General features: G+C 55.5%; 10 protein-coding genes. All 10 read right to left on the bottom strand.

The features are described 5' to 3' along the window. Positions 1–7: 7 nt before the first annotated feature. On the bottom strand, positions 8–1,132 hold the full coding sequence (locus tag E4Z61_RS18255; RefSeq protein WP_135323988.1) for an ABC transporter permease: 1,125 nt from the start codon (positions 1,130–1,132) through the stop codon (positions 8–10). Beyond that, on the bottom strand, positions 1,132–3,879 hold the full coding sequence (gene rbbA, locus E4Z61_RS18250) for a ribosome-associated ATPase/putative transporter RbbA (RefSeq protein ID WP_135323987.1): 2,748 nt from the start codon (positions 3,877–3,879) through the stop codon (positions 1,132–1,134). The genes E4Z61_RS18255 and rbbA overlap by 1 nt, the downstream gene beginning before the upstream one ends. Continuing rightward, complete coding sequence (locus E4Z61_RS18245) at positions 3,876–4,943, bottom strand: HlyD family secretion protein (RefSeq protein WP_135323986.1); 1,068 nt, start codon at positions 4,941–4,943, stop codon at positions 3,876–3,878. Before E4Z61_RS18245 ends, rbbA begins: the two co-directional genes overlap by 4 nt. 354 nt (positions 4,944–5,297) lie before the next feature. Then, positions 5,298–6,464 (bottom strand): iron-containing alcohol dehydrogenase, encoded by a 1,167-nt coding sequence (locus tag E4Z61_RS18240; RefSeq protein ID WP_135323985.1) that lies wholly within the window; start codon positions 6,462–6,464, stop codon positions 5,298–5,300. Between the two features lie 32 nt (positions 6,465–6,496). Next, positions 6,497–6,811 (bottom strand): putative quinol monooxygenase, encoded by a 315-nt coding sequence (locus tag E4Z61_RS18235; RefSeq protein ID WP_135323984.1) that lies wholly within the window; start codon positions 6,809–6,811, stop codon positions 6,497–6,499. A gap of 15 nt (positions 6,812–6,826) precedes the next feature. After that, on the bottom strand, positions 6,827–7,402 hold the full coding sequence (locus E4Z61_RS18230) for a glycerol-3-phosphate responsive antiterminator (protein WP_135323983.1): 576 nt from the start codon (positions 7,400–7,402) through the stop codon (positions 6,827–6,829). Next, complete coding sequence (locus tag E4Z61_RS18225) at positions 7,399–8,958, bottom strand: FAD-binding oxidoreductase (protein ID WP_135323982.1); 1,560 nt, start codon at positions 8,956–8,958, stop codon at positions 7,399–7,401. Before E4Z61_RS18225 ends, E4Z61_RS18230 begins: the two co-directional genes overlap by 4 nt. Next, positions 8,955–10,634: a glycerol-3-phosphate dehydrogenase/oxidase gene (locus E4Z61_RS18220; RefSeq protein WP_135323981.1), complete on the bottom strand. Its 1,680-nt coding sequence runs from the start codon at positions 10,632–10,634 to the stop codon at positions 8,955–8,957. Before E4Z61_RS18220 ends, E4Z61_RS18225 begins: the two co-directional genes overlap by 4 nt. Next, entirely contained in the window at positions 10,631–12,175 is a 1,545-nt protein-coding gene (locus E4Z61_RS18215) for an FGGY family carbohydrate kinase (protein ID WP_135323980.1), read from the bottom strand. Before E4Z61_RS18215 ends, E4Z61_RS18220 begins: the two co-directional genes overlap by 4 nt. Continuing rightward, complete coding sequence (locus tag E4Z61_RS18210) at positions 12,172–13,470, bottom strand: MFS transporter (protein ID WP_240703831.1); 1,299 nt, start codon at positions 13,468–13,470, stop codon at positions 12,172–12,174. Before E4Z61_RS18210 ends, E4Z61_RS18215 begins: the two co-directional genes overlap by 4 nt. Positions 13,471–13,638 lie beyond the last annotated feature (168 nt).

Raw genomic sequence — 13,638 nt, 5'->3', positions numbered from 1 at the left:
ATGATGTTTACGCCATGGTGCCAATCGTCTTTCTAAAGCGGAACAACGCGATCAGGAAGAATGCGCTGCCGATCGCCAGTAACGTCAGGAACTGTGGCCAGACAATACCCAACCCGGCGCCACGATAGAGTATCGCTTGCGCGAGACTGACAAAGTGGGTGGTCGGCATCGTCAGCATGATGTCCTGCACCGCCTGCGGCATGCTTTCACGCGGGGTGGAACCACCGGAGAGCATTTGTAACGGCAGCAGCACCAGAATCATCAGCAGCCCCAACTGCGGCATGGAGCGCGCCAGCGTGCCCATAAAAATGCCGATCGACGTGGTGGCGAACAGGCTCAGCGCCACGCCCAGCATAAACAACGGGATTGAGCCTTCAATCGGCACGCCGAGCACGCCTTTCACCATCAACATCAGCGACAGGCCGGAAACCACCAGCACCACCAGCCCCATCGACCAGATTTTTGCCATCATGATCTCAAACGGCGTCACCGGCATCACCAGCAGATGCTCTATTGTCCCGTGCTCACGCTCGCGGATCAGCGCCGAGCCAGTGAGCACTATCGCCAGCATGGTGATGTTGTTGATAATTGCCATCACTGCCCCGAAGCGGGCGGGTTCCAGATTCGGGTTAAAGCGCATGCGTATTTCCAGCGCCACCGGCGGCTCGCTGTTATCACGATAACGAGCCACAAAGCTGCTTACCTCGCCGCTAATGATATTCTGGATATAGCTGTTGCCGGTAAAGGCCTGGCTCATCCGCGTGGCATCGACGTTAACCTGAATATCCGGCTGCCGCCCGGCCAGCACATCACGCTGAAAATCAGGCGGAATGTTCACGGCGAAGGTATAGCGACCGGCATCCAGCCCGGCATCCATCTCATCGGCAGTGATCATCTCCGGCGGTAAAAACCACGGGCGATAAAAGCTGTTCACAATCCGATTCGACAACTGAGACTGATCCATATCGGCAATGGCAATCGGCGCCAGGTGCAGCGAACCCGGCAGGACGGTGGCGGAAGAGTAAACCGAAATCGTGAAGGCGAAGACGATCAGCGTCAGCATCGCTTTATCGCCCAGTAGACTGCGCAACTCTTTGATGCCGAGATTATAAATATTGCGTAATCGGCGCATCACCCCTCCTGTTTTTTCAGCAGCAACACGCTCAGGCCAATCACCACCGGAATGGCTACCGCCAGCGGGATAAATAGTTGCCAGAGATCCGTCAGATCCAGCGCTTTAGAGAACGTCCCGCGCGCGATGGTCAGAAAATGGCTGGTTGGGTAAATTTCGCCAATCCAGCGCCCCGGCCCTTCCAGCGAGGCGACCGGGTCGATCATTCCGGAAAACTGCGTCGCCGGGATCAGCGTAATAATCGCCGTACCAAAAATGGCAGCGATCTGGCTTTTCATAAACGTGGAGATCAGCAGCCCAAGTCCGGTGGCAATGGTGACATACAGCAGCGCAGCCAGCGTCAGGGTCACAAAACTGCCCTTGTGCGGGACGCCGAACACCAACACCGACAGCGCGCACAGCAGCAAAAAATTCAGCATACCCAACACGATGTAAGGCAACTGTTTGCCGAGTAAAAACTCGCTGCGGGTGGTCGGCGTAACGTACAGGTTGATAATCGACCCCAGCTCTTTCTCACGCACTACGCTCAGGGCGCTGAGCATCGAAGGGATCATCATCAACAGCAGTGGGATCACCGCCGGAACAATCGCCGGCAGACTTTTCACATCTGGGTTGTAACGATAGCGAGTTTCAATGGTCATCAGCCCGTTTTGCCCACTGGCATTTGGTTGACGCGCCATCACATCCTGCAGCCAGGTCTGGTGCATCGCCTGCACGTAGCCTCTGACCGTTTCAGCACGGCTCGGCATTGCACCATCGACCCAGACGCCAATCTTCACCGGCGTTCCGCGCGCAATATCACGGCCAAAATTGGGCGGGATTTCTATTGCTACCGCCACTTCGCCCGAGCGCATCCGTTTGTCCAGTTCGTCATAACTGATGAGCGGCGGTTGCTCGATAAAATAGCGCGACCCCGCCAGATTCAACGTCCACGCCTGACTGCTGACGGTCTGGTCACGATCGAGCACCGAAAAACGCAGGTTTTCCACGTCCATACTGATGCCGTAGCCCATGATCAGCATCAGGATCACCGTACCCATCAGCGCCAGCGTTGAACGCACCGGGTCGCGCCGCAGCTCTAGCGCTTCACGGCGGCTGTAGCTAAACAGGCGTCGCAGGCTAAACCCCTGTCGTGGCGGTTGACTGTTTTTATGCACCACCGGAGCATTCGCCTGTACTAGCGTAGCCTCCGGCGCCGGGCCTGCCGCTTCCTGTAACCAGGAGATAAACGCTTCTTCCAGGGTGGCTGCGCCGCGCTGCTTCACCAGTTCCTGCGGCGTGCCGCTGGCCAGGACTTTTCCTGCGTGCATCAGCGACATACGGTCGCAGCGCTCCGCTTCGTTCATAAAGTGTGTGGAGATAAAAATGGTCACTTTGTCCTGACGCGAGAGATCAACCATTAGCTGCCAGAACATATCCCTGGCAACCGGATCAACGCCGGAGGTTGGTTCATCAAGAATGAGCATCTCCGGGCGATGGATCACCGCCACCGCCAGCGACAGTCGTTGACGGATCCCCAGCGGCAATGCGCCGGGCAACGCGTCTTCGACATCGGTCAGCGAAAAGCGCTCGCTCATCTCTTTTACGCGCCCTGAGATTTCTGCCTCGGAGATATGAAACAGCCGCGCGTGTAACTCGAGGTTTTGCCGCACGGTCAGCTCGCTGTAGAGTGAAAAAGCCTGCGACATATAGCCTACCCGACGGCGGGTATCGATATTCTTGGGGTCAACCGCTTGCCCAAACAGCCATGCCTCACCTTCGCTTGCGGGCAGCAGTCCGGTGAGCATCTTCATGGTGGTGGATTTACCGCAGCCGTTAGAGCCGAGAAAACCGAAGATCTCCCCGCGCGGAATGCGGAAGTTAACGTGGTCAACGGCGACGAACTTGCCGAAGCGCATGGTCAGATCTTTCGCCTCAATGGCAATCTCTTCCTGCTCAGCGTGATACGGCGGGATCACCACCGGTTTATGCGCCTGACGCTGGGCTTCGGGTAACAGCGCGATAAACGCCTGCTCCAGCGTATCGCTGTTGGTTTGTTCGCGTAGCTGCTGCGCGCTCCCGGTGGCTAACACCTCCCCGGCGTTCATCGCCACCAGCCAGTCAAAGCGCTCAGCCTCTTCCATGTAGGCGGTGGCGACCAGCACGCTCATATTGGTCTGCCGCTGGCGAATGCTGTTAATCAGCTCCCAGAACTGGGCGCGGGACAGCGGGTCGACCCCGGTAGTCGGCTCATCAAGAATCAAGAGCTCCGGGTCGTGGATCAGCGCACAGCACAACCCCAGTTTTTGCTTCATCCCGCCGGAGAGTTTTCCGGCAGGGCGATCGCGAAACGGTGCCAGCCCGGTGCTGTTCAGCAACTCGGTAATCCGTTCCTCGCGCTCAGCTTTGTCGTGCCCGAACAGTCGGGCGAAGAAATCGACGTTCTCATACACCGACAGCGTGTGGTACAGGTTTTTCCCCAGCCCCTGCGGCATCCAGGCAATGCGCGGGCAGACATCGCGGCGGTGCTTCGGGTCACGCATATCACCGCCCAGCACCATCACGTTGCCGTGTTCAATCGCCCGCGCGCCGGAGATGAGCGATAGCAGACTCGATTTCCCGACACCATCCGGGCCAATCAATCCCACCATGCAGCGGGCAGGAATATCCAGCGTGATATTGTTCAGCGCCACCGTTTTCCCGTAATGCTGACTCACGCCGTCAAGGTGCGCCACGGGAGGAACGGGAACCAGCGCCAGGTGCGTCATTGCGGCAACCTCACCGCCAGGTCATCAGGCCAGGCACGGTTTTCATCGACACGCACCCACGCCATGCCCGGCAGACCGGTTTTGACGTATTCCAGATGCTGCTGTAGCAACGCCGGTGGAATACGCGCTTTCACGCGAAACATCAGCTTCAGCCGTTCATCGCTGGTTTCCACCGTTTTCGGCGTAAATTGCGCCACGCTTGCCACAAAGCTGATGGTTGCCGGAATCCGCAGATCCGGCGCAGCATCCAGCACCAGTCGCGCTTCGCCGCCAATCTTCAGCAGGCCAGCCTGTTCGGTGGGTAAGAAGAACGTCATATAGACATCGCTGAGATCGACCATATTCAGCACCCGTCCGCCGGCGGCAAGCACTTCACCCGGTTCGGCCACGCGATACTGCACGCGACCATCACGCGGGGCTTTGAGTTCACTGTCATCAATGTCTGCGGCAATACGCCGTTCGGTTGCCTGCGCGGCCTCGACGCGGGTTTGCGCCTGGATGATGCTGGTGCGAGCAGCTTCAATTGCGGCTTTTGCCGCAGAGACCTGCGCCTTCGCGGACTCCAGCGCAGCGCGTGCGCTTTCTGCCGCAGCCCGATCGTCATCCAGCTGTTGCTCGGATACAGCCCCACGCTGGGACAGCGAGCGGGAACGAATGTGACGTTTAGAGACCGATTGCAGCTCAGCTTCGCGCTGTTTCACCACCGACTGCGCGGCGCGCATTTCACTTTGCCGCTGCTCTAACAGCGCCCGCGCCGCCGCAACCGCACTTTCGGCCTCTTTGATTTGCGCAATAGATTCCAGCCGCTGTTCCTGCAACACACGGGTATCCATTTTTGCCAACACCTCGCCCTGGCGAACGAACTGCCCTTCCGACACGAGGATTGTGTCAATTCGCCCGGCAATCTTAGTGGCAATATCCACTTCTGTGGCTTCAATTCTGCCGTTGCTGGCCGCGAAACCTTCTGGAATTCCTGCGGGACGTAGCATCCACCATGCTATCGCGGCCACCACGATCAGGATGCCCGCTCCCCACCACATCAAATGACGTTTAAACTTATCCATATTCGACCCGCCGTAATCCCTGTAATCAAACGATGCGTGTCACAAAGCCCACTGAACAGCTATTCAGCGGTAAATTCCATCCGGGATGAGAAGGAATGAGAAACAAAGGCCAGACGGCGGACAGGCGTCAGGACGACGCTCACCGCGAAGGAAGTGAATGACAAAGATGCTGTAAAATCGGGTAGTTAATGTTGTCATCATCAGCGTTCCTGGCCGGAAATGAAACACGCATACTCATAACTGCTGTCTATTGAATACTAACACCTGTATTCAATATGTCTATTCGGTTGTAGCAGGGATGTTGCAGGCAAACTAATCGTGTCCGGTAATCCATTTACCGGACATCTATTGTGCTTAAAAGGCCTGCTGGTAAAGCCGCAACGCATCGCCTTCTGTAAGCATCACGGGATTGTTATCCAGCAAGCGGATCTGCTGCATCGCATCGTGGGCCAACAACGGCAAGCCCTTTTCAGGAACATCAACGCCACGCAGCCTGTTAGGCGCGCCGGTTGCCGCAATAATGCTCACCATCGCGGCAATAAACGACTGGGCATCGTTTTCCACGTTTCCGGTTACCTGCGCTCCAATGACGGCAGCCAGCTCACCATAAAGTGGAGCCGCCGCTGGCGCGTTAAACTGTAGCACCGGAACCAACATCAGCGCATTCGACAACCCATGTGGGATATGGTGCCGGGCACCCAAGGGATAAGCCAGCGCATGCACCGCCGCCACCGGGGAATTGGCAAAAGCCTGGCCTGCCAGCATCGCGCCCAGCAAAACATTTTCTCGCGCTTCACGATTGTTCCCGTCATGACATGCGGTCACCAGATGGCGACTGATTAAACGTAACGCCTCGCGGGCCAACGCATCCGAGAGCGGGTTCTTCTTATGCTTACCGGTATAGGCCTCAATTGCATGTACCATCGCATCTATCCCGGCGGCAGCGGTGTGGACCGGCGGTAATCCCAGCGTCAGTTGTGCATCCAGTAGCACCAAATCGCCATACAGCTGCGGGGAAACAATGCCCATTTTGCTGTCATCATGAGTCGTTAAAATGGAAATATTAGTGACTTCAGACCCCGTACCTGCCGTGGTGGGAATATTTACCAGCGGCAAACGTTGACCGATAACCTTGCCAATCCCGTAAAGCTCCGACAGGTCTTGTTCAGAGTTGATTAACACAGCCACCAGCTTCGCGACATCCAGCGAGGAGCCACCGCCCAAGCCAATAACCATGTCACAGTGGCCGTCGCGTGCTACCTGTAAGGCTTCGCGAACAAGGCGTTCATGCGGATCGGGTTGAACACGATCATAAACCGTCACCTGAAACCCTGCGTCTTGTAGGCTATGCAGAACAGGCGGCAGAATCCCTGCTTTGACCAGACCGGAGTCAGTTACCAGTAATACGCGACGCGCGCTAAACCGCTGCTGAAGGATCTCTCCTAATCGTGCCGCACCCGCCCATTCGACGATGATTTCCGCTACCGTCGTAAACGCAAAATCCTTCATAACATGGTTCATTGATGTATTCCTTGCAGTCAGAAAGACAGCTTTTATCTACGCGGTTCATCGGGAGGAACGTGAAAGCTTTTCACCTCTTTACGTTCCAGCAGCGGGGTAATAACCCCAACGCCAATGCGTTGAAAATGTTCCGTTTGTCTGTGAAGTTCGAGACCTTGTGCGCAACGATAAGTCTCAACAATCACAAAGCGATCACCGTCTTCCGTGGAACGGAAAAACTCATAGGTAATGTTTTCAGGTTCGTTACGCGTCACCTCCGCCAGCATTCTGAGCGCATCGTTTACCTTGTCGCCCATCGTCGGTTTGGCAAAATAATGCGCGACAACAAACAGCTGCGTATTTTCCATTTTGACTCCCGGTGGTTAACGTAGAAGATTCACATCCCATAACGCACTGTCGCTGCTTGAGACAGCTATCGCGCCGTGCGACAGCGCCGTCTGAGCATGTTCCTCATTGCAGACAAACCCGGACGCCACAATCGGCGGCAACACATTACGATCGGCCTGTGGGAGCAACGGCAGCATCTGCGCGGGCATCAGTTGCACATAATCGGGTTCGCTTTGTTCCACCGCTTTCAGGCTGCGTAGCCAGGTGGAACGGTCGGTGACGAAGATTTTCTGCATGGTGATCAACCCGCATTTTTTCGCACGCTGTACGGTTTGCAAACGTGTAGAGAGCAACCCCATCGCCCCTGTTTCAGCCACATAATCGATGCCGCCTTTATCCTGCGACAGCCCGTTACAGCTGTCGATATTGACGATGACGTACTTTCCCGCCTTCGACAGCAGTTCGATCACCGGCTGGAGCTTGATCAGATCGATATTGGCAATAATGCAGACTTCAGCTTTGCTGGACAGCGCGGTTTTCAGTTGCTCAATGCCGTAAATCGCCATGATGATGGGATGGCGTGCCAGAAGCACGCCAAGGTTTTTGATCATGATTGACCTGCCTGATGTGTGTGAAGCTCAGCGCTTAACCCCAGTTTGCCCGGGTTGAGGATATTCTGCGGATCCAGCGCTTTTTTAATATCAGCCAGAACCGAAAGCGATTCTCCTAAAGAGGCCTGCATATAGGGGGAACGAAGCAGCCCGACGCCATGATGATGGCTGAGGGAGGCATTGTGTTTAATCAGCACCGCATTTGCCGCGTCCCATGCCGCACGATACCACGCCCCGCGTTGCTCAACAGCCACATCGCCACGCAGCGAGAAGTAAAGGCATGCGCCGTCGACGTAGGCGTGGGACTGGTGCGCTGAACCAGCCAGCGTCCCCGGTACGGCGTTAATCGCAGACACCACGTCATCATATACCGCGCTGAGATCGCGCCAACGCCCCACCATTTCCAGCGTGTCCGCCACCAGGCCGGGGCTTTTCTTAAAACCTTCGGCGCTTTTGCCCGTCAGATACCGGGTATCCAGCCAGCGTTCAAAGATAGCCTCACCGTCCAGTTCTTCTCCGCTACGCTTACAAACACGTTCGCTGATAGCCAGCACGGCGTCGACCATGTCAGGCTCTCCCTCGTCCGCAATCAGCAGGACATTGGTGTCTGGCAGACCAAACTGCACTCCGCTTTCCAGGTTATCGTACAAACGCAGTGCCGCCGGATTCGCGCCATGCTGTAAGATTTCGCGACATGCCTCCAGTCCACTGGCGAAACTGGAAAAACCCCAGGCGATAGCACGGCCATAATCCGGCAGGCGATGAAGCTTCAAACGCACGCGCACAATCACGCCCAACGTGCCTTCCGAACCAATGAACATTTGCTGTAAATCCGGTCCGATAGCGCTACGTGCATACCCGCCAACGGTGATTAAGCGCCCATCGGCAAGCACCACATCCATCCCAAAAACCATATCTTCAATTTTGCCGTAGCGGGTAGAAAGCTGTCCCGCGCCACGACAGGCTACCCAACCACCCACGGTACTGATACCAAACGATGACGGCCAGTGGCCCATCGTCATACCGTACTCTTTTTGGATGATTTGTTCGAAAACATCGCCAAACATGCCGGCTTCTACCTCAACTATCTGACTTTGTGGATCAAAGTCGATAAATTTGTTGAGTTCACAAACGTCCAGCACGATCCCTCCACGCAACGGCAATGCGGCTCCGGTAACGTTACTGCGCCCGGCAGAAACCGTCACTGGAATAGCAGATTCACTGGCAAGGCGCATCACGTCTTGAATCTGTTCTATGGTAGAAACTCGCACAATCCCCCCTTTTGAGGTGGCGGGTGCGCCCTGAGTTTCCGCAATCATCGAACCGGCCCACCAGTCGCGGGTCCAGGTAATCACATCGGACTCCGACGTCAGCACTTCATCGGCAATGACCCGCAGCCGGTCAAACGTCGCTTCGCTTATCGCAACGGGATCAACCTGCATTCCTTTAGAGCCACCGCTGCTGGTGATATCCGTCGCCCATGCGGGGCGAGTATGTGCGCCAACAGTATAATTTCCACGGTTGTAACCACGTTTAATCGCTTCTTTACTGATCATTCGGATGTCCCCATAAGCATTGATTTTTCATGTTTAATTGCGGTCTGATAGCCGGCAACCTGTATAGCTACGTGTTCAGGATGTAATCGGAGTTCTTGTTGCAGTATTTCCCCAACGCGTTCAGCGGCAGCGGCCGAGGCATCGCGCGCCATCAGGCGTGCACGAATACGGCGCGACAGCACATCGTCAACGGTGCTGGCGAGCTCATGGCGCACGGCATACACCACTTCCGCTTCGGTATAGGGAAGCCCTGCAACAATAGGTTTCATCAGCGAAGGATCTGCCTGAATAATGTCACTGACAAAATGGGCTTCAGTGCCGTAGCGCTCGCCCAAATGCGCAGACAGACCGCCAGAGGCCAGAATGGCCTGCGGGTCATAGCCAGCCGCGCCAAGCAGATATGCAGTTTTCGTTGAGCAGGCCTTTTTGCGGCCCAGTTTTTTGCTGGCCGCGTCGATGGTCTCTTCCGCCATATGACGTGATGTCGTCAGCTTGCCGCCGACAATGGTTATTAATCCGTCCGCTGAAACTCGGATCTCATGGTTACGCTTCATCTCAACGGTCTTTCCGCCCGCCATGCCTACCAAAGGACGGCAACCGGCGATACTTCCCACCACATCTTCCGGGCGCAGATCCGTTTTCAGCGCCGAGTTGGCCCCTTCCAGCAGAAAGTCCAGCTCAGTGCGATTACAGTGAACATCGTTCAGATCGCCCTGATAGTCTTCATCCGTGGTGCCCAAATAGGAGACGTTGCCCCAGCGCGTTATGGTCGCACGCCGACTGCGTCCGGCAACCGGGATGGTCACCGTGCAATCGTTGCGAATCTTCATCCATGGGATCGCGACGTGTACCCCCTTCGCCGGACGAATATTCAGGGGTGACTCTTCCCCTTTTTTCAGTCCATTCCAGTCACGCAGCCAGACGCCAGTCGCCATAATGACAACCCGCGCTTTGACCCGAATTTCTCGGGCATCGGCATGCACAATGGCCCCATTGACTTTCCCATGCTGGTCACGTGTGGTTTCAATGACTTCGGCATGGTTCGTCACCGTCGCCCCATGAAACGCCGCCGTGCGCACTAGGGCTAGCGTTAATCTGGCATCGTCAACGCGGGCATCGAAATACATAAAACCGCCGGAGAGTTGATCTTCTTTCAGCGTTGGGCAGTGCGACAGCACTTCTGCCGGAGTCAATTTTTGGTGAAGAATGCCTTCCCGCCATCCACCGGCGAGATCGTAGGTCCAGAGCAAACTTTCAAACGCCGAAGACATGCGCTTATCAAACACGCCATTCTTATCGAGTACCGGAAATAAAAAGGGTAGCCGCTGCACCAGATGGCGAGCATTCCGGCGCATGCGCTGGCGTTCGAGCAAAGAATGACGTACCAATCCCAGGTTCCCCTGCTCGATATAACGCAACCCGCCGTGCACCATTTTTGATGACTTGGATGAGGTCCCCGAGGCGAAGTCGCTTTTCTCAATCAGCGCGACCCGATAGCCGCGCAGGCTGGCATCCAGCGCTGCATAGGCTCCCGTTACGCCGCCGCCGACAATCAGAATGTCATAGGTTTCGCTTTCCAGTCGGTCCAGTTGCTCAGGACGTTGCAGACGCAGCGGCTCTACGTCGTACATTTCGCTGCGTGTTTTGTTGGGCTTTCGCGAAGGGAAAAACTTCATGAGTGGGTGTGCTCCTGATTAGCTGAAGTGAGGCTGCTGGCGGCATCCATTTCGAGCGCAATACGCATCTCCCAGCGGTTTATTTTTTGTTCACGAAGGGCATGACTGATTTTGGGTTCAAACAGACGCACTGTTTTCAGCGTGGCGCAGGCATCGGGCAACGAGTCCCACAGCAGTCCATCGGCTCCTGCCAGAAACGCCGCACCGCGTAAACTGGCCCGCGCCGTTTCGGCCATCCGCCGTACGGGGATCCCGCTAACATCGGCCTGGATTTGCAATAACGTGTCGCTATTGGACAATCCGCCCCCGACCACCAGTTCTTGTGTGGGAATGCCGGTTGCCGCTTCATTCGCGCGTATACAAGCGGCGACCGAATGCGCAATACCTTCCAGAATGGCGTAAGCTACCTGCGGGCGCGTGGTTGAGATTGAAATACCGTTAAGGGAGGCGCGGGCCTGCGGTTGCAAATAAGGAACACGCAGTCCCGTCAATGCAGGAATGAAACTCACGCCGCCAGAATCACTGGCCTGCGCGGCCAGCTCGCTAATTTGCTCGGGTGAGTCAAACCAGCGCAACTTTTCGCATACCCAGTTCAGGGCCGAACCGGTAGTCGGAACGAATGTTTCCACAGAGAAGTGTGAACACTCTTTTTGGCGGCGCGCCGCCATCGTGAGCGTGCTTTCACAGCTCTTTTTCAGAGTCGGCACCGTCGGCCCTATCATTAAATCGACGAAGCTACCGGTCCCATGCATACAAAAAGCCTGCCCGCGCTCAGTACAGCCCAGCCCGATAGCCCCCGCAAACTGATCTCCGGCACAGGCCCGGATCGGGACGCTAATCCCGAGGATATCTTCACGCGTGGTGCCAAAGTCATCGGCATCATCATGTAATTCAGGCAGCAAGGACACCGGGAAATTCAAAGTCTGCAGCCATGGCAAGTGATACTGGTGCTCGTTGAGGCAATATGCCCCGGCAGAGGTGGCGTTAGTGGGGGTGGTGACACATTTTTTTTCTTGCGCGAGATGCCAAAGCAACCAGCTGTCAACGGTGCCAAACACCAGTGTTCCCGCCTCGTACGCTTTCTTCACTGCCGATGTGTTGGCGATATGGTATGACGCCCAGAGGTAAGGAGAGCGTATCCCGACCGGCCGGCCAATTATCGGCAGCAGCTTCGCATCCCATTCAGGGGCAAGCTGCGCCAGTTCATCCGTAAAACGTGCATCCTGCCAAACCATCGCAGGTGCCAGTGCCTTGCCAGTGCCTGCATCCCAGAGAACCGCCGTTGAACGTTGCGTAGCAATCGCCAGCGCCACAATGCGCATCTTGCTACGCTGTGCATTGGCAATCGCTGTGCGACACACCGCAATGGTGGCCTGCAATATTTCATCAGCATCTTGTTCAACAACGCCATGGCGCTGGCTACTGACCTGAAGCGGTTGATATTCAAGGCAGTGGACCTGGCTATTTCGCGCCACCACTGCCGCGCGCGTACCGGATGTCCCTTCGTCTATCGCCAGAATGACATCTTCATACTCAATCATTTAGTGCTCCTGTTTGACTCTGGGGCCATCGACTCTGGATAGGACGAATGTGATGGTGCGAACTGCGGGGCGCCAGGCTCGTTATCCGGCTGGATGGTCGTGCGAGTGGGATCCCACGGAATTGAAAAACAGACGATGCTCGCAAATAACGGAACGGCGGACATGATCAGGAAAGTGGTTTGCAGACCGTACAGATCGCGGAATACGGGAAAAATAAACAACCCAAGCGCCGCACCGATTGCGCCAAGCGCCCCCACCACTCCGTTGGCACCGGCCCGCAGTTCACTGCGAAAAGAGAGTGATGAAAGGCTTTTTCCGTTTGCGCCAGGTCCGCCAGAGTGGCAAAGAATAAACAGCGCGGGGACCAGCAAAGAGGCCCACAGCGGCATACTATCGCTGAACAATCCCAGCGTGAGCAGTACGAGGAAGGCCACAGCAAAACCGATCGCCGACGAACGGCGCAGGCCCAAGCGGCGACCTATAGCGGGTGACAGGAATCCGCCTACGATGCCGAAAACGTTAAAAAATAGTGAACACAAAGTTGCGTAAACAAAATTTTTACCGAACATCGCGGCGCTAATAACCGGCAAATACCAGCCGACGCCAAAATATTGTATTGACTGGCAGATCTGAACCGTAGAAGCCAGAACCGTACGTGGCAAATAAACACCACGGAATATTAGCAGCACATTTTTCGCACCTTTTTCCGCTTGTCCAATTACAGGTTTTTGCTCCGCTTTTGGTGCCAGAATAAAATTTTCAGCGTATATTTTATTCATAGCATTCACTGCTTCAGAAAGACGTGATTTTCTCGCCAGCCATACCGGGCTTTCAACTAAATAGCGAAACTGGAAGAACAGCACAATCAGTCCGCACAATGCCGTTACGGCAATAGAATAACGCCAGATAGCATCCCCAACATTCCAGGAATAAAACATCAGCGCCAATGCCAGATTCAAACAAACTGCGACATACCAGACCCCTTGCCAGGTGTTTAAACGGCTTTTTAGTTTCACCGGGGTGAACTCCGCCAGCATCGCCATGGCCACGGCAAAATCCATCCCGTAAGAGACGCCAACGAAGAAGCGGCCTATGATAATGGTGCTGAAACTGGAGGAGGACATCACCAGCAACGCACCGATCACCGCCATTATTTTGGCAATAATCAGCGGCGGAACACGGCCCCAGCGATCGGCAATCCAGCCGCCGATGGGGTTAAATAATATGGCAACCCACGATGAAAACGAGGTGAGCAACGCAACTTCGGTCGCGCTCAGATTTAAATTTCGGGTCATTGGATTTAATCCAGCGCTGAGGGCTGAATTTGAAAAAGCATCAAGAAACAGGCCGCCTAGCGCTAACCACCAAATAACACCGGCTCTGCCATTGATTTTTCCGCGAGAGTCTATGCAATTAATAACATCATCAACACCACGGATTTTTATCGGATTCGAGAATGAGCA

The sequence above is a fragment of the Citrobacter tructae genome (assembly GCF_004684345.1).
Classification (GTDB): Bacteria; Pseudomonadota; Gammaproteobacteria; order Enterobacterales; family Enterobacteriaceae; genus Citrobacter; species Citrobacter tructae.
This window is presented reverse-complemented; position numbering and strand designations above follow the sequence as displayed.